The sequence below is a fragment of the Kribbella sp. NPDC026596 genome (assembly GCF_040638415.1).
Classification (GTDB): Bacteria; Actinomycetota; Actinomycetes; order Propionibacteriales; family Kribbellaceae; genus Kribbella.
In genome coordinates, this window is record NZ_JBEZYF010000012.1 from 19338 (window position 1) to 34582 (window position 15245).

General features: G+C 66.8%; 18 protein-coding genes and 1 tRNA gene. 14 read left to right on the plus strand and 5 right to left on the minus strand.

Features of this window, described 5'->3' with window-relative positions; genetic code table 11:
• Positions 1 to 36 precede the first annotated feature (36 nt).
• Genes AB0E63_RS12290 through AB0E63_RS12300 form a run of 3 tightly spaced genes read right to left on the minus strand, consistent with a single transcriptional unit; the run spans position 37 to position 2219 of the window.
• Entirely contained in the window at positions 37 to 864 is an 828-nt protein-coding gene (locus AB0E63_RS12290) for a hypothetical protein (RefSeq protein ID WP_360364611.1), read from the minus strand.
• A gap of 51 nt (positions 865 to 915) precedes the next feature.
• A complete protein-coding gene (locus AB0E63_RS12295; protein ID WP_360364613.1) occupies positions 916 to 1434 on the minus strand; it encodes a GNAT family N-acetyltransferase in 519 nt (172 codons plus the stop codon).
• A complete protein-coding gene (locus AB0E63_RS12300) occupies positions 1431 to 2219 on the minus strand; it encodes a GntR family transcriptional regulator (protein WP_360364615.1) in 789 nt (262 codons plus the stop codon). The genes AB0E63_RS12295 and AB0E63_RS12300 overlap by 4 nt, the downstream gene beginning before the upstream one ends.
• Before the next feature lie 126 nt (positions 2220 to 2345).
• On the opposite strand from AB0E63_RS12300, the gene AB0E63_RS12305 reads away from it, so the two are divergent.
• The 8 genes from AB0E63_RS12305 to AB0E63_RS12340 are packed head-to-tail and all read left to right on the plus strand — an operon-like array spanning position 2346 to position 8510.
• Positions 2346 to 2801 (plus strand): plasmid replication, integration and excision activator, encoded by a 456-nt coding sequence (locus AB0E63_RS12305; protein ID WP_360364617.1) that lies wholly within the window; start codon positions 2346 to 2348, stop codon positions 2799 to 2801.
• A gap of 2 nt (positions 2802 to 2803) precedes the next feature.
• Positions 2804 to 3079, plus strand: coding sequence for a hypothetical protein (locus tag AB0E63_RS12310; protein WP_360364619.1), 276 nt, complete (start codon positions 2804 to 2806; stop codon positions 3077 to 3079).
• The gene (locus AB0E63_RS12315) at positions 3079 to 3324 is read left to right on the plus strand and encodes a hypothetical protein (protein ID WP_360364621.1); all 246 of its coding nucleotides are present in this window, start codon (positions 3079 to 3081) and stop codon (positions 3322 to 3324) included. Before AB0E63_RS12310 ends, AB0E63_RS12315 begins: the two co-directional genes overlap by 1 nt.
• Positions 3325 to 3329: 5 nt before the next feature.
• Positions 3330 to 4886 (plus strand): FtsK/SpoIIIE domain-containing protein, encoded by a 1557-nt coding sequence (locus AB0E63_RS12320; protein ID WP_360364623.1) that lies wholly within the window; start codon positions 3330 to 3332, stop codon positions 4884 to 4886.
• Entirely contained in the window at positions 4883 to 5281 is a 399-nt protein-coding gene (locus AB0E63_RS12325) for a WhiB family transcriptional regulator (RefSeq protein WP_360364625.1), read from the plus strand. Before AB0E63_RS12320 ends, AB0E63_RS12325 begins: the two co-directional genes overlap by 4 nt.
• Positions 5278 to 6915: a replication initiator gene (locus AB0E63_RS12330; protein ID WP_360364627.1), complete on the plus strand. Its 1638-nt coding sequence runs from the start codon at positions 5278 to 5280 to the stop codon at positions 6913 to 6915. Before AB0E63_RS12325 ends, AB0E63_RS12330 begins: the two co-directional genes overlap by 4 nt.
• Positions 6916 to 6933: 18 nt before the next feature.
• Positions 6934 to 7119: a helix-turn-helix domain-containing protein gene (locus AB0E63_RS12335; protein ID WP_360364629.1), complete on the plus strand. Its 186-nt coding sequence runs from the start codon at positions 6934 to 6936 to the stop codon at positions 7117 to 7119.
• Complete coding sequence (locus AB0E63_RS12340; protein ID WP_360364631.1) at positions 7119 to 8510, plus strand: site-specific integrase; 1392 nt, start codon at positions 7119 to 7121, stop codon at positions 8508 to 8510. Before AB0E63_RS12335 ends, AB0E63_RS12340 begins: the two co-directional genes overlap by 1 nt.
• A 118-nt stretch (positions 8511 to 8628) precedes the next feature.
• Here AB0E63_RS12340 and AB0E63_RS12345 read toward each other — a convergent pair.
• Positions 8629 to 8701, minus strand: a tRNA-Arg gene (locus tag AB0E63_RS12345).
• 134 nt (positions 8702 to 8835) lie between these two features.
• Here AB0E63_RS12345 and AB0E63_RS12350 point away from each other — a divergent pair.
• The 5 genes from AB0E63_RS12350 (at position 8836) to AB0E63_RS12370 (ending at position 13998) form a co-directional block, all read left to right on the plus strand.
• Positions 8836 to 9000, plus strand: a complete 165-nt coding sequence (locus AB0E63_RS12350; RefSeq protein ID WP_360364633.1) for a hypothetical protein — start codon at positions 8836 to 8838, stop codon at positions 8998 to 9000.
• A gap of 117 nt (positions 9001 to 9117) precedes the next feature.
• On the plus strand, positions 9118 to 9390 hold the full coding sequence (locus AB0E63_RS12355; RefSeq protein ID WP_360364635.1) for a hypothetical protein: 273 nt from the start codon (positions 9118 to 9120) through the stop codon (positions 9388 to 9390).
• Between the two features lie 560 nt (positions 9391 to 9950).
• The gene (locus AB0E63_RS12360) at positions 9951 to 10544 is read left to right on the plus strand and encodes a hypothetical protein (RefSeq protein WP_360364636.1); all 594 of its coding nucleotides are present in this window, start codon (positions 9951 to 9953) and stop codon (positions 10542 to 10544) included.
• Positions 10541 to 11782, plus strand: coding sequence for a hypothetical protein (locus AB0E63_RS12365; RefSeq protein WP_360364637.1), 1242 nt, complete (start codon positions 10541 to 10543; stop codon positions 11780 to 11782). The genes AB0E63_RS12360 and AB0E63_RS12365 overlap by 4 nt, the downstream gene beginning before the upstream one ends.
• A gap of 323 nt (positions 11783 to 12105) precedes the next feature.
• A complete protein-coding gene (locus AB0E63_RS12370) occupies positions 12106 to 13998 on the plus strand; it encodes a phosphoenolpyruvate carboxykinase (GTP) (RefSeq protein WP_360364638.1) in 1893 nt (630 codons plus the stop codon).
• 91 nt (positions 13999 to 14089) lie between these two features.
• On the opposite strand, the gene AB0E63_RS12375 is transcribed toward AB0E63_RS12370, so the two are convergent.
• Positions 14090 to 14728: a phosphoribosyltransferase family protein gene (locus AB0E63_RS12375; protein WP_360364639.1), complete on the minus strand. Its 639-nt coding sequence runs from the start codon at positions 14726 to 14728 to the stop codon at positions 14090 to 14092.
• A 96-nt stretch (positions 14729 to 14824) separates the two neighbouring features.
• On the opposite strand from AB0E63_RS12375, the gene AB0E63_RS12380 reads away from it, so the two are divergent.
• On the plus strand, positions 14825 to 15241 hold the full coding sequence (locus AB0E63_RS12380; protein ID WP_360364640.1) for a TIGR03618 family F420-dependent PPOX class oxidoreductase: 417 nt from the start codon (positions 14825 to 14827) through the stop codon (positions 15239 to 15241).
• Positions 15242 to 15245 lie beyond the last annotated feature (4 nt).

Genomic DNA, 15245 nt, shown 5'->3' on the forward strand with positions numbered 1-15245 from the left:
TCGTCTCTCGCAGGTTACCGAGCCAACGTGCCTGCCCTATTCATCAGATTCTTCGTCCAGCAGCGCTCGGAGGCGTCGCTGCGCTGTATCACTACAAGATTCCTGGCCCGACGAGCAGAATAGTCCATAATCCAGTACGCCCTTGCTGATCCAGTCGTTGATCCTACCCTCTGTAGTAGCGAGGCTTGGCACGAATACCTTTGGAGCTTCATTGAAGCTGTCCAAATAGGCAAGGAGCATGTTCTGCCCCTCCTCGGTGGCGCTACTTAGCATCATGGTTGCCCCGCCATGAGCGTCCATGATCGCGAACATCCGCGATAGGGCCTCCGATGCATCGAGATCGGAGAAATCGCGCGGTCGATTCTCCTTCGCCACTCTTTTCCAATGGTTTGCCTTGATCGGCGGGCCTAATCTCGCATCGGTTCTAGCGCAGAGGATAAGGGCGTCCCGAACCTGGCCGTAGTCGTTGGGCGTCGATGACATCATGTTCAGCGTGTAACCCTCGCGAGTGACGCGATAGATCCAGCGGAGAACGGCAGAGACGTTTTCGTAATGGCTGGAGTGCTGCTTCAATAGGTCGACGCCTGCCGTCATGGTCGCGTCGATCTGGTTCTTCATCCGAGGGAATTTGTCATCCCAATCCTTCGGATGGCCCCATCCCACAGCGTCCAATTGGATGTGGCAGTAGTAATGCCAAATTAGGTCTGTTGAGGCAAGGACGAGATCGTACCCTCGCTGCAAGGATTCATTTCTTCGGTCGTCGACCTTGGCTGCGAGCTCCATTCGCTTGGTTCTCAAGGCCACCACAGCGGCAATGATTGCGACGGTGAGCGTTGCGGTGACGCTGATGATGGCGAGGAGCATGGAGAATATTGTGGCGCACCCCGCTGACCGACGCTCCAAGAAGCGCGTCGCTCAGGGCGCTCTGAGACCCTCGGTAGCCCGCTGAAAGAGCGCACCTGACGGGTAGTCCGCGAGATCTAAGGTGCGGACGTGTTTGAAGTCGTTGCGTAGGTAGTAGTCGTGGAGGCCGGTATTGTCGGTCCACACGTCGATGCGGAGCCAGTGCTGGCCGAGGCGGTGGGCTCGGTGGCAGGCCCAGTCCATGATTTCGGTGCCTAGGCCGGCGTGCTTGCGACGGACGATGAGGCGGTGCATGTACATCGCCGGGTCGGCCTGCTCCTCCGGAGTCCAGAGGCGCGGGTCGGAGAAGGTGTCGAGGGCGACGGTGGCCATGGTGGCTTCGTTCTCGTCGCGGATCATCCAGGTTTCGCCGGCCTCGATGCTGGCGAGGATGCGGCGGTTCTGCTCCTCGGGGGTGGGCCATGCGACGGCCCATTGGTTGATGCCGCGCTCGGCGAGCCACTCGCTGGCCTCGGTGCGAAGGGCGAGGATGACGCCCAGGTCGTCGGCGTCGGCGCGCTCGATGATCATGCTTCGGCGCCCTCTTGGGCGAGGTAGGCGCGCACGTCACCGAGTTCGTAGATGACCCGGTTCCGATCGCTCGCGAACGTCGTCAGCGTTAGGCGAAGTGGCCGCTTGTCGCTGTACGTCGTACGGGCGTAGACGATCACCGGCGTACCGGAGCCGAGCTGGAGCTTGCGGGCCTCGTCCGGGGTGGGCATGCGGGCAGTGATCTCGTCGCGGTAGCCGATCTCCTCGTGCCCAACCCTGGCCATGGCTCGGATCGCGCCGCCGGGGATGTCGTTCGGCACGACTAGGCCGGCCAGTTGGGCAATGTCCATCGGGTAGTAGCTGACCTGGATGCTTAGCGGCTGGTTGTCGGCGTACCGGACGAAGCCGCGGGAGACCAGCGCGTCGCCTTGATCCACTTGGAGGCGGTGGGAGAAGTCGGGGCCGGCTACTTCGAGGCTCATGGCGAAGTCGCGGTACTCGGCGTGGCGTCCCTGCTCGGCCATCTCGGATTGGAAGGCGTCGGCCTGATCGGAGGCGCGGCGGTCGCGGGTCTCGGCCCATGTGGCGTGGTAGTCGGCCATGATCCGCTCGCGCACGATCGTGCCACGGCCTGGGGTGCTGGTGATCATGCCTTCGTTCTGGAGCATGCCGAGCGCGAGGCGGACGGTGTTCCGGGATACGTCGTGCGAGGCCATGAGGTCTTGCTCGGTCGGCAGGCGTTCGCCGGCCTTGATCTTGCCGGTGCGGATCTGCTCGCGCAGCTCGGCTGCGATGCGCTGGTAGAGCGGTGCTGACTGTGCCATTCGAGGGAACCTCCTGGTTCGTACCAACCAATGGTCCCATTTTCCTTGACTTCGCGCCAACCCCGGGGTAAAGATTGGTCTCGTACCAAACGTTGGTACGAATCCAATGAAGGGATCTGAGCCATCATGGGTATGCCGAGAAGGATCATGGTCGAGTTCGGCGACACGTTCCCGCACGGTCTGTTCGCGGTGTCGGAGGTGACCGCGGCTCGGGACTTCGAGAAGTCCACGAAGACGACCGCCGTCCAGACGATCGATGAGGAGTCCGGCCTGCCGGTCTGGACGCTCGACGTGATGGATGGTGACCCGGAAGCGCGCAAGGCGGACCGGACTTTCACGGTCCGGATCATCACCAAGGTTCAGCCGGTGCTTCCGCCGGCGCTTCCGGGTCTGCCGTTCACGGCGATCGAGTTGCAGGGCATGACCGCTTCGCCGTGGGTCGATACACGGGGTTGCTCGGCTCCGGACGAGGGTCGCTCGCACCGCTGCCGGGCTCGTCAGGGCTGGAGCTTCCGTTGCATGGGACTCCGGGCGCCGAAGAACATGCCGGGTTCGGGCGCGACTGAGCAGAAGGCGGCCTGAGCATGAGCGTCGCGGAGAGCGTTGACCCCGGTCAGTACCTGGCCTATCAGAACGGTCGCGCGGCATTCCTGCTGAGCGAGTTGCTGACGGGTGAGCCGAGCAAGTTCGTTCGCTTCGAGGCGCGCACCTGGCTCAACCAGCATCAGGCGTGGTTGTCCGACGTCGACGAGGAGGGCGACGACTGGGAGGACCGTGAGTACGACGATCCCGACGAGGACGAGGACGGTCCCTCGGGGCAGCCGGGCAGCCGCGTCCTCTACTCGGAGGGGTGGTTGTGATGACGCCGTGGCGTCCGGGCGCGGACGGCGAACTCTGCACCTGTGGCCGACAGGCGCGAGAGGTCTTCGTCCGCGCGGACGGCGATGAGATCGGCTATTGCGGCATCCCGGACGGTGGCGCGAAGTCCGGTCCCTGTCCGTTCTGCGGCAAGCGTCGGCACACGCCGGGTCCGTGCCCGAAGTACATCCTCCGCCTCCCGGCCGAGCCGGACATGTGCGATGTCACACGATCGAACGGCGGCTGATCGGCATGGCGAAGATCAAGGGCAAGGAGGTCGGGACGGGACCGGTGAACTTCCGGTCCCCCACGGTCGCCATCCGGCTCAAGTGGGTCGTGCTCTGGTACTGCATGCGGGCGGTGATCCGCGTGGCGGGCTGGCTGATCCGGCACCCGCTGTTCGTCATCGTGCCGTTGCTTGGGCTCAAGGCGCACCAACTCTGGACCGGCGGCGAAGCCTGGTTGGTCATTGCGACTGCGGCTGTACCGGCGACCGGACTGGCAGGTTGGCGCTGGAGGTGGCCCGACTCGTTCGCGCAGCGGGTCGTCTGGCGGATTCGTGGCTCACGGCGACGGTTCTTGGAGTACCGGACCCGCTGGGACACGACGATGCGGGCGCTCAACCTGACGGTTCGGCTGGACGATCGGACCTACGTGCCGCGGATTATCAAGGTCCGCTCGTCGGGCACGGTCGATCAGGTGACGGTTCGGCTGCTGCCGGGTCAGATCCTCACCGACTACGCCGAGCACTCCGAGCGGTTGGCTCGTACCTTCGGCGCTGAGGACTGCCGCGTGCGCTCGGCAGCCTCGATGATCCCGGCGTGGTGGCCAGGCGGTGTCGAGGGATGGATGGCGCGCCTGTTCGGCTGGGCGCTGCCCCGGCGCAGTGACCGACTGGTGCTGTGGTTCCTGACGAACGACCCGCTGCGCGAGGTTGTCGCCCCGATCCCTGCTGCTGATCCGCCGAACCTCCACGCGCTCGACGTGGCGCGCCGTGAAGACGGCCTGATGTTCCGGCTCCGGCTGCTCTACACGCATCTGCTGGTGGCTGGCGCGACCGGCGCCGGTAAGGGCTCGGTTCTCTGGTCGATCATCGCGGCACTTGGTCCGGGCATCCGGTCCGGCCTGGTCCAACTGTGGGTCCTCGACCCGAAGGGCGGCATGGAGCTGGCGCTTGGTCGGCGGTTGTTCCACCGGTTCTGCTACGGATCTGATCCGGCGATGGACGGCGCTAGCGATGCCGAGTACGAAGAGGCATTCGCCACCCTGCTTGAAGATCTGGTGGCAATCATGCGTCGGCGGCAAGGCAAGCTTCGCGGCTTCTCCCGATTGCTCAGGCCGAGCCTCGATGAGCCGTTCATCGTCCTGATCGCGGACGAGCTGGCCTCTCTGACGGCATACATCACTGACCCGGCGATGAAGAAGCGGATCGCAAAGGCGTTCTCGCTGCTGTTGTCGCAAGGTCGCGCCGTTGGCATCACGGTCGTGGGCGCGCTGCAAGACCCACGCAAGGAAGTACTCCCGTTCCGCGACCTGTTCCCGACCCGGCTGGCCCTGCGGCTGGCCGAGGCCGAGCAAGTCCGACTCGTCCTCGCCGATGGGGCCCGAGAGCGGGGCGCGCGCTGCGACAAGATCCCCGAGACCCTGCCAGGCGTTGGGTACGTCGCCGTCGACGGAGAGACCGAGCCCATTCGAGTCAGGTTCTCCCACATCACCGACGAGGACATTGCTGACCTCGTGGACACATACGCGCCGGATCTCGTGGGCGCTCGCGAGCACATCCCAACCCCGGAAGGAGTAGCAGCATGACCGCGCGCCGGCAGGTACCTATTCAACTCGTCCTCCCGCTCGTGCCGGGTCTGTCCAAGAAGTCTCGGGCCTCGCTCGTGCAGCGGATCGACGTTCGTTGGCAGGACAAGGCGTACTGCGCCGGCTACCTCGACACCGACGACTTCTATCCCGAAGACGAGTCGTCGCGTGGCATCCGTCGTACGACGAACCCGAAGGATCTCTGCTCGTTCTGCCCGGTCGTCCGGTCCTGCCTCGCCGCCGCGATCGTCGCCGATGAGCACGGTGTCTGGGGCCGTACGACGGAAGACGAGCGCGACGCCATCCGTGAAGAACTTGCCTTCGGCACCGATGTGGACCGAGCACTGAGCGTTGTCCTCGACGGTCCCGCTGCACTCTGGAGGACAGCGGCATGACCAACACCGCACAGACCACCCTGGACCGGTTCCCGCTTGACGTTGTGCGGGACCTGGCCGTGACCAACGGCGTCTGCGTGCGTCCGGTCCTCAATCGGGTGTTCGACACACAGACCGGCACCGACCGAGTGGTCGGGGTGTCGTGCGGTTCCACCCTGGTCAGCAAGTGCCCGCCCTGCGCCGAGGCGAACCGTCGCCTCCGCATGCAGCAGTGCCGCGAGGGCTGGCACCGCGACACCGAACCCGAAGCGCCGGCCGACGACGCACCCGCGGACGATGAGCCCTCGGCCGACGATTCCGACACCTCCCGCCGAGTCCGCTCGACCCGACGACGCCAAGACGCGGCCGACCTCCCGAAGGTCGACATGGACAAGAGGACGGTTGGCACGACCTTCACCGCTCCGAACGGCAAGACCTACCGACCGTCGATGTTCATCACGCTCACGCTCGGCTCGTACGGCGCGACCCACCGACTCCCGCACCGCGTACCGGGCAAGGGGCTCGTGCCGTGCGAGTGCGGCGTGGTCCACGGCCAGAACTCACCGCTACTCTCGACTCCGGTCGACCCCGACACCTACAACTACCGCCGGGCAGCACTCGACGCGCTGCACTTCCCGAAGCTCATCGATCGGTTCATGCAGAACCTGCGCCGGTGCGCCGGCTACAAGGCGCAGTACTTCGCCGTGGTCGAAGCCCAGAAGCGCCTAGCGCCGCACCTTCACGCCGCCGTGCGAGGCACCGTTGCTCGCGACACTGTCCGCGAGGTTGCCAAGGCGACTTACCACCAAATGTGGTGGCCCAGCCATCGGCGACCCGTCTACGGCTGCGCCTCGAACCCGGAGTTGCCGGCGTGGGACGAGCTGGCCGGCGCTTTCGTGGACCCGTCGACCGGCGCTCTGCTTCCGGCCTGGGAACAGGCCCTGGACGACCTCGACGCCGACCCGGCTGCCCAACCTGCCCATGTCGTTCGGTTCGGCACGCAGATCGACTACCAAGGCATCGTCGCCGACACGGATGCCAAGGTGGGCAAGGCGATCGGCTACCTGACGAAGTACCTCGGTAAGGCGATCGGCGAGACGTACGGCGACGACCTAGGCGAAATCCACCCGGCCCAGCGCGCCCACATTGGCCGACTTCACGCGCACGTACGCGTCCTGCCGTGCTCACCGGAGTGCGCCAACTGGCTGCGGTACGGCGTGACCCCGAAGGGCGCGGGCGGCGACACGATCCCGGGGGAGTGCGACTCGAAGGCGCATGATCGCGCACACCTCGGCCTCGGTGGTCGACGCGTCCTCGTCTCTCGTCAGTGGACCGGCAAGACCCTCACCGAACATCGCGCGGACCGCTCCGAGGTTGTCCGCCAGACCCTCGCGGCTGCCGGCGTCGAGATGGATGACCAGAACGAACTCGCGACTCACACCGACGACCCCGAGGCGCCTCGCTTCATCTGGAAGCCGATCCGGCCCGGCGAAGAGGGGCCGCGTCGCATCCCGACCCACAAGGAAGTACTCGCGGACGCCATCGCCACACGCATCCGCTGGCGCACGCAATACGAGCAAGCCAAACAACGCGCCAAACCACCAGACGACAGCAATTCGGCAACTGACAACGCATCCGCCGCGAGCGCGGCCTAGCCAACTGGGGAGCAAGCCATGCAAGACGATTCGCGACTGCTCAAGGTCGAGGAAGCGGCCGAGCACCTGAACGTCTCCCGGTGGACTGTCTACCGGTTGATCAAGGAACGCGACCTGACCAGCGTCAAGGTCCGCAACGGTCGACGGGTCCCGATGGAGTCGATCCGCGCGTACATCGCCGGCCTGATCGAGGACGCCGCCTGATGACGACTGTTGCATTCATGGAGCCCGAGGAGCCGAAGAAGCCGCGGAAGGCTCAGCCGGCGAGCAAGCCCAAGGCAGCCAAGCCGTCGACGGGCAAGCGGAACGTCAACGGTGAGGGGAACATCCGACAGCGCTCCAACGGCCTGTACGAAGGTCGCGCCTACGTGATCACGACGGACGGCCGTGAGGTGCGCAAGAGCGTCTACGGCAAGACGTGGGAGGAGGTCCACCAGAAGCTGACCAAGATGCAGGCCGACACGATGTCGGGTAAGCGCGTGGCCTCCAGCACGCAGACCGTGGCCGAGTACCTCGACTACTGGTTGGAGGAGCACGCACGGCACCGGGTCCGCGACACGACCTTTGCTAGCTACAAGTGGCTCATCACGAAGTACCTCGTCCCGCTGTTCGGCAAGAAGAAGCTCACCGCGCTCCGTCCGAACGACGTACGGCGTGGCCTGTTCCAGCTCCAGCAGGTGTGCCAGTGCTGCGCCCAGGGCAAGGACAAGGCGCGTGAGGAGCGGGCAGTGGCCGAGCGGAAGAAGAGGGAAGGCCGGCCGCCTCGTAAGAACGCCAAGGCGATCGTAGGTGCTCGGTGCTGCGCTCTCGACCCGCAGGCGTGCTGCCGGTCGACCGTGGCCGACGGCACCGTTCGGTACCTGCACCGACTGCTCCGAGCTGCTCTCCAAGATGCCGTATCCGAGGACGAGATCCTGACGGAGAACATCGCCAAGAAGCTTCGGCTCAACCACAAGTACCGGCCGAAGTTCAAGGCGTGGAGTCGTGCGGAGGCAACCACCTTTCTGGATGCCATCCGGGAAGACCGGCTCTATGCCCTGTACGCGGTGGCTCTGTCGCTCGGCCTTCGCCGCGGTGAGGCGCTCGGACTGCGCTGGGCAGACGTGGACTTGGACAACAGCCTGATCCGGGTCAACCAGGCGCTCCACCGCGTCGACGGTGCGCTCAAGCTTGGGGAGGTCAAGACGGACGGGAGCACACGACTGATCGCAGTACCCAAGCCGCTTGTATCTGCTCTCCGAGTTCACCGGGCCGCACAGGCGCAGGAGAAGAAGAATGCGGGGAAGTCATGGCAGGACGGCGGCTATGTGTTCTCGACCATGATCGGAACTCCGATCGAGCCACGGAACATGAACCGGCACTTTGACCGGCTGTGCGAGAAGGCCGGCGTACGGCGTATCCGGTTCCACGACCTCCGGCACTCGTGCGCCTCGCTGCTCTACAGCCAAGGCGTACCCCTGGAGGTCATCCAGGACGTGCTTGGGCACAGCTCGCCGACCGTCACCAAGGTGATCTATGTCGACGTGGCCGAGGACGTGACGCGGGACGCAGTCGACAGACTCGACTTCCTGTTTGGGGAGCAGAGCGAAGAGTGACGTTGGGGTACGGGTGGGGGTACGGAAGGGTGGCCGAGCAGTCGGGCCGCCCTTCTGGCATGTCCCAGAAAACACGAAAGCCCAGGTCAGATGGGGTCTGCCTGGGCTTGTCGATTTGCGCGCTCGGAGGGATTCGAACCCCCAACCTTCTGATCCGTAGTCAGATGCTCTATCCGTTGAGCTACGAGCGCTGGACAACGTCGAGTAACGATACATGGGGGAGGTGGGTGGAAGCCAATCGGCTCTGGGGGTGCGACTCGCCGGGGGTGGTGGGGGCTCAATCGGAGGGGGTGGTGGAGGGTACGTCGGGCCCTAGCATCCGGGGATGGGTATCGAGGACTTGCTGGGCGGGCGCGATCTGGGGGACGTCAAGAAGGCTGTCGGGTTCGTGATGGAGAACTCGGACGACTTCCAGAAGGTCCTGGACTTGGTACGGGAGCTGCCGGACGGTGCGGTCGGATTCATTGGGAAGCTGCCTGAGCTGCTGTAGACGATCGGGTCGGGGCTGGCTGAGGCCGGGGAGCAGGCGGCGAAGGCGGCGGGTGCGCTGGTCGGGGATGACGGCGAGGGCGGTGCGCGGAAGGCGCTGACCGGGAGCGCGAACACGATGAGCGCGGCCAAGGACAAGCTGGAAGATGCCGCGGGCATGCTTTCGGGGCTGGCCGGGGAGCTGGACAAGATCCCGGGCATCGGGGACGCGGCGGCGAAGAAGCTGAACGACGGCAGCGGGCAGATCGGCGGGGTCGCCGACGAGGTCGAGAGCCTGGCTGGCAATCTGCAGGACCTGTCCGGCATCCTCGCGACGGTCGGCGACGCGCTCCAGGGCCTCGGTACGAAGCTCTCCGAGTCCGGCGGCTCGGTGAAGACCCTGCTCGACTAAGCGCAGTACGGCGGTCGGTTCGGCGGAGACGATCGTGGACAGAGCTGTGGCTGCCCCGAGCTGAGTGGGTTGGATCAACGACCCGCCTGCGGTTTGGGAGTCGCAGGCGCGGTGGCGTCCCGTGGGGTGGGCCGCCTTCGGTCGGAAACCCCGGGCGAGGCTGGCTTGCTGGTCCAGCTGGCCGCGGCGCCACGGGGTGGTCGGAGTTGGCGACGAAGGAGCCACGCGCACACCTGAGGGTGGGTGGGAGCGACCCGGCGTAGCACGCGACGACAGGAGCGCGTGGAGCGGGCGTGTGGGGTTGATCACGGTCGGTTGGAGCCCGTGACGAGGCTGGGTTGGCGGTTCACGTGTGGGCGGGACCGCGGGGTGGTCGCGCGCGCGGCAGCGCGCACAACCATGGGTGGGTGGGAGCGACCCGGCGTAGCACGCGACGGAGGAGCGCGCGGAGCGGGCGCGTGGGCGAACACGGTCGGGGTGGAACCGGGTGGGCTTGGCGTGCGTCGAAGGCGGGCTGCTGATCGGTGAGGGAGGACCTTCGCGTGGCTAGGGTCGCGGGCATGGCTAGTCGACTGGTTCGGGGTACGGCGATCGGGTGCGGGGTGGCCGCGGTTGCGGGGGCCGGGTTCGGGTTTGCGGTTGGCGAGCCGGTGCAGCCGGAGGACATCGTGCCGGCTCGGTCGATGCCGGCTGATCTGTGTGCTCGGGTCGGTGACGTGTCCAGCCTGTTGCCTAAGGCATCGAGTGGTGCTGCGAAGGTCACCATGGTGCAGGGCGGCAGTACGTCGATCACCTGCGAGGCGGGGAGCAGCCGGAGCAAGGTGAGCGCGTATACGGCGGCGGCCGTGAAGGTGACGATCACGCCGTACGGCGGACGCGACGCCGGCGCGGGCAATGCGCCGTTCACGCCTGAGCAGATGGCGAAGACGGTCCTCAGCCGATCGCCGATGGACGCGGTGCCGGATCGTCCGTATCCGACCAAGGCCAGTCGGAGCGCGAGCGGTATCAGCGGGGAGGCGTGGACCGTGCGGACACTCGTTCAGCGCGCGGACATCGTCGTACAGGTGGATTACACGGCCAATCCGATTGATGCGGACACGGCTCAGAAGGCGGCGCTGGTGCTGGCGGACCGGGCGATCTGGGAGACGAAGTGAGCGACAGTGCGCCGGTGATTCCCGGGTACCAGTTCGACCAACGGCTGCTGCTGCATCCGTTGGCGGAGTTGTGGCATGGGCGCAGCTTCACCGGGATGGAGGTCGTCGCTCTGGTGTTGAGTGATGCCGGCGCGCGGGATGTGACGGTGCGGGACCGGCTGGTGCGGGCGGGGCGCGACGCCGCGCTCGAACCCGAGCGGCTCGAGGCCCCGTTGTGGGCGGCGAACTTCAACTCCGATCGCCCGTACGCGATCACGCAGCTGATCCCGGGCCAGACCGGCGCCGAGCGTCTGATCGATCCGCTCGATGGCGTTCTCGGCAACGACGACGAGTCGCTGCAGGCGGTGCGGGCCCAGCTCAGCCAGTACGGCGCAATGCCGCCGAGCATCCCGCCGTACGACGGCAACCAGGCGATCCCGTCGTACGCCGACCACCCGCAACCAGGACCGCAGTCCGGCCGAACCGAACCGCCCGCAATGGCTGAGCCGGCACCCGGGCGGCCGCAGTCGAAGATCGAGGTTGCGCGGGAGTACCGGAAGAAGATCGGCGCCGGGATCTACGTGGTCGCCGCCCTCATCGTCCTGATCGTGTTCACCGTGACCTACTCCGTCGGCACCGCGATCGGCAGTTCCGTTAAGGACGAGCCGACCGAAGCCGCCCCCGTCGCCGCGGTCAGCCCGAGCGCCTACCCGTCGCCCGTGCTCCTGCCCGCGATCGAGAAGATCACCACCGCCCCGTACAAACGGCCGGACGGAGCTCCCGGCGTGTTCGGCGCCACGTATCCGGCCGGCACCGACCTCCAGGTGATCACGAACGCCGAGTTGCCGATCGCGCTCGGTTGGCCGCGGCCGCCGCAGGTGACGTTCCTCGGCGAGTCCTCGTCGGTCGTCTACCGGCGGATCCAGACCAAGTCCGAGTACTCCGAGGTCCTGAAGAACTCGATCGACGCACGGCTCGCGCTGCACCCGTGCGCGAGCCTCGCCGGCTGCCTGGCGGACCGGGCGGCGTTCGACCAGCAGTGGACGAATGTCTTCAAGATGCCGGCGCCCGCGACCGCGAAGGATGCGCGGACCTGGCTGACCGAGCGCAAGACCTCGCCGTACGCCGTGACGATGACGAGGGCGTTCCTGAGCGGCGGCCAGTGGTGGCTGGTCGGCACCGCGGTCACCACAAACACCTCCGGCGAGGAGCCGGACGTCCAGCGGGTCGTCAACGACATCTGGCGTCAGACCACCTGATCACCGAAGAATCGTCGGTGAACGGCCCGCGCGAACAGCGCGGGCCGTTCTCATTTTCACAAGGTTCACCGGAAAGCGATTGTCGCGAAAACTTTGTGACCGGGTTCACTTTCTAGGGGTTCTCAGCACTCGGTTCGATCCCGTACCGTAGTACCACTTGCTCACTGGTATACGTCCACTGGACGCACTGGTATGCGAGAGATCACACCGCCAGCCAGCTGAATCGAACCGCCGGAGACCCCGGCGGCCGGAGCCGTACCCCCCTCAGCGTCGAGGGGCCGGGCGGCCACCGGGCCCGACAGCCGAGAGGGAATGAGCCGCGAATGACGACTACCGCCAGCCCGACCCATACCGAAGCCGACCTCCCCGCCGACTCCCCGGACCCCCTCAAAGCCGAGGACCAGAAGAAGACGTACGACCTGACTGACGCCCCGACCCACCACGCCGGCCTGCTGGCCTGGGTCGCCGAGGTCGCCGAACTGACCCAGCCCGACCGGATCCACTGGATGGACGGCTCGGACGCGGAGTACGCCAAGCTGACCGCCGATCTGATCGACGCCGGCACCATGGTCCGGCTGAACGAGGAGAAGAAGCCGAACTCGTTCTGGGTCCGCACCGACCCCTCGGACGTCGCCCGGGTAGAGCAGCGCACGTTCATCTGTTCGGTCGACGAGGCCGACGCCGGCCCGACCAACAACTGGATGGCGCCGGCCGAGATGAAGGCCCTGATGACCGGGCTGTACCGCGGCTCGATGCGCGGCCGGACGATGTACGTCGTCCCGTTCTGCATGGGCCCGTTGACCGCGGAGAAGCCGATGTTCGGCGTCGAGATCACCGACTCGGCGTACGTCGTCGCGTCGATGCGGATCATGGCCCGCACGGGCGCTGAAGTGCTCGCGAAGATGGGCACCGACGCGAAGTACGTGCCCTGCCTGCACTCCGTCGGCGCTCCGCTGACTTCCGGTGCGAAAGACGTTCCGTGGCCGTGCAACGACGAGAAGTACATCGTGCAGTTCCCCGAGGAGCGCACGATCTGGTCGTACGGCTCCGGGTACGGCGGCAACTCGCTGCTCGGCAAGAAGTGCTACTCACTGCGCATCGCGAGCGCGATGGCCCGTGACGAGGGCTGGCTGGCCGAGCACATGCTGATCCTCAAGCTGATCTCGCCGGAGAAGAAGGTCCACTACGTCGCGGCCGCGTTCCCGAGCGCCTGCGGCAAGACCAACCTGGCGATGCTCGACCCGACGCTGGAGGGCTGGGAGGTCGAGACGCTCGGCGACGACATCGCCTGGATGCGGTTCGGCAAGGACGGCCGCCTGTACGCCGTCAACCCCGAGTTCGGCCTGTTCGGCGTTGCCCCCGGCACCGGCTGGAAGACCAACCCGAACGCGATGCGCACGATCGAGAAGGGCAACTCGGTCTTCACCAACGTCGCGCTCACCGACGACGGTGACGTCTGGTGGGAGGGCTACTCGCCGACCCCGCCGAACCACCTGACCGACTGGAAGGGTCGCGAGTGGACGCCGGACTCCGGCGAGCTGTCGAGCCACCCGAACAGCCGGTTCTGCACGCCGATCAAGCAGTGCCCGATCATCGCCGACGAGTACGACGACCCGAACGGCGTACCGATCTCGGCGATCATCTTCGGTGGCCGCCGCGCCACCACGGTGCCGCTGGTGACCGAGTCGCGGGACTGGGCGCACGGCGTGTTCATGGGCGCGACGCTGTCGTCGGAGACCACCGCGGCCGCGGTCGGCCAGGTCGGCGTCGTACGGCGTGACCCGATGGCGATGCTGCCGTTCCTCGGATACGACGCGGGCAAGTACTTCGACCACTGGCTCACGGTCGGCAAGGACCACGACGCGGCCCAGCTGCCGAAGATCTTCTACGTGAACTGGTTCCGCAAGGACGAGGCGGGCAAGTTCGTCTGGCCGGGCTTCGGCGAGAACAGCCGGGTCCTGAAGTGGGTCATCGAGCGGCTCGAGGGCCAGGCGGACGCGATCGAGACTCCGGTCGGCCGGGTGCCCGCGCCGGGCTCGCTGGATGTCTCCGGGCTGGACCTGACCGACCACGAGCTCGAGATCGCGCTGAACGTCGACGCCGAGGAGTGGAAGGCGGAGATCCCGCTGATCGAGGAGTGGTTCGCCAAGCTCGGCGACACCGTGCCGGCCTCGCTGCGGGTCGAGCTCGACCATCTGAAGGCGCGGCTCGGCTGACGCCCCAGGACACCGGTCGCTGAGTCGGAAGCCAGCGACCGGGCAGCAAGCGCGGCGCCCCGGCTCACCGGCCGGGGCGCCGCGCGGTGCACTACCAACGGGCCGCCAGGACCCTGCAGACCTCGTCGTCGCTGACCGGGGAGAAGTCCCGGTACGCCTGCCCGACCGCACTGAAGTACCGCGGGATCCACGCGCACACCACCTGGTCCGCGACCTGCGACAACCACCGGCAGCTCTCCACGCCACCGACCGGTACGGCGACGATCACGCGAGCCGGCCGCTGCCGTCGTACCGACTCGACCGCCGCGCGCATCGTCGAACCGGTCGCCAGCCCGTCGTCGACCAGCACCACCACCCGGTCGCGTACGTCGATCGCGGGCCGGTCACCGCGGTACGCCTGCTCGCGCCGGCGCAGCTCGAGGACCTCCCGTTCGCGGACCTTCTCCAGCGTCTCCTCGGCGACGCCCTTCAGCACCGGCTCGTTGCGCACGATGTGGGTCGAGGAGCCGACGCCGGCGATCGCGCCCATCGCCAGCTCCGGCTGCCCCGGCAGGCCGAGCTTGCGCACGATCAGTACGTCGAGATCCGCGCCGAGGGCGTCCGCGACCGGAGCCGCCACGGGCACCCCGCCGCGCGCCAGCCCCAGCACCAGAACGGATCCACCGACCTCGCCGAGCTCGTCCGCCAGAGCCCGGCCGGCGGCCGTCCGATCGAGGTACGGCCTCCTCATGACGCCATCATCCACGTACGTTGGCCGCATGCGAATCCCGGAGAGTGCGCGAGCCGTGCTCGAATCCAATGCCCTCGGGCATGAGGGGCGGGTCTGATGGTCCCACGCCTACTGCGCGGCACTCGGCACGGCACCTCGGCGCATCAGACCCGCCCGGTCACGATCAACCCGGACGGCAGTCCGCAGGTGTCGGTGATCTGGGTCGGGCTGGACGGTGACGAGATCATCGCCGCCCACGTCCCGAACAACCAGAAGGTGAAGAACATCCAGCGTGACGGCCGGGTGGTGCTGTCGGTCGAGACCGACAAGATCAACGAGATGGGACTGACCGAGTACCTGGTGATCAAGGGCACCGCCCGGATCACCGAGGGCGGGGCGGTCGGCGTACTGCGTGAGCTCGCGAAGACCTATATCGGTCCGGACGCGGAGTTCCTGCCCGGTGACAACGTGCCGCCGGGGTACATCACCCACATCACTGTCGACCGCATCAGCGGCGTCGGACCTTGGAGTTGAGCGC

Bases quoted from the DNA above. Each gene is read 5' to 3' on its own strand.
- AB0E63_RS12370 (WP_360364638.1), top strand. From the start codon at position 12,106: ATGACGACTACCGCCAGCCCGACCCATACCGAAGCCGACCTCCCCGCC.
- AB0E63_RS12350 (WP_360364633.1), top strand. From the start codon at position 8,836: ATGGGTATCGAGGACTTGCTGGGCGGGCGCGATCTGGGGGACGTCAAG.
- AB0E63_RS12380 (WP_360364640.1), top strand. From the start codon at position 14,825: ATGGTCCCACGCCTACTGCGCGGCACTCGGCACGGCACCTCGGCGCAT.
- AB0E63_RS12340 (WP_360364631.1), top strand. From the start codon at position 7,119: ATGACGACTGTTGCATTCATGGAGCCCGAGGAGCCGAAGAAGCCGCGG.
- AB0E63_RS12355 (WP_360364635.1), top strand. From the start codon at position 9,118: ATGAGCGCGGCCAAGGACAAGCTGGAAGATGCCGCGGGCATGCTTTCG.
- AB0E63_RS12360 (WP_360364636.1), top strand. From the start codon at position 9,951: ATGGCTAGTCGACTGGTTCGGGGTACGGCGATCGGGTGCGGGGTGGCC.
- AB0E63_RS12295 (WP_360364613.1), bottom strand. From the start codon at position 1,434: ATGATCATCGAGCGCGCCGACGCCGACGACCTGGGCGTCATCCTCGCC.
- AB0E63_RS12290 (WP_360364611.1), bottom strand. From the start codon at position 864: ATGCTCCTCGCCATCATCAGCGTCACCGCAACGCTCACCGTCGCAATC.
- AB0E63_RS12375 (WP_360364639.1), bottom strand. From the start codon at position 14,728: ATGAGGAGGCCGTACCTCGATCGGACGGCCGCCGGCCGGGCTCTGGCG.
- AB0E63_RS12305 (WP_360364617.1), top strand. From the start codon at position 2,346: ATGGGTATGCCGAGAAGGATCATGGTCGAGTTCGGCGACACGTTCCCG.
- AB0E63_RS12315 (WP_360364621.1), top strand. From the start codon at position 3,079: ATGACGCCGTGGCGTCCGGGCGCGGACGGCGAACTCTGCACCTGTGGC.
- AB0E63_RS12335 (WP_360364629.1), top strand. From the start codon at position 6,934: ATGCAAGACGATTCGCGACTGCTCAAGGTCGAGGAAGCGGCCGAGCAC.
- AB0E63_RS12330 (WP_360364627.1), top strand. From the start codon at position 5,278: ATGACCAACACCGCACAGACCACCCTGGACCGGTTCCCGCTTGACGTT.
- AB0E63_RS12310 (WP_360364619.1), top strand. From the start codon at position 2,804: ATGAGCGTCGCGGAGAGCGTTGACCCCGGTCAGTACCTGGCCTATCAG.
- AB0E63_RS12320 (WP_360364623.1), top strand. From the start codon at position 3,330: ATGGCGAAGATCAAGGGCAAGGAGGTCGGGACGGGACCGGTGAACTTC.
- AB0E63_RS12325 (WP_360364625.1), top strand. From the start codon at position 4,883: ATGACCGCGCGCCGGCAGGTACCTATTCAACTCGTCCTCCCGCTCGTG.
- AB0E63_RS12300 (WP_360364615.1), bottom strand. From the start codon at position 2,219: ATGGCACAGTCAGCACCGCTCTACCAGCGCATCGCAGCCGAGCTGCGC.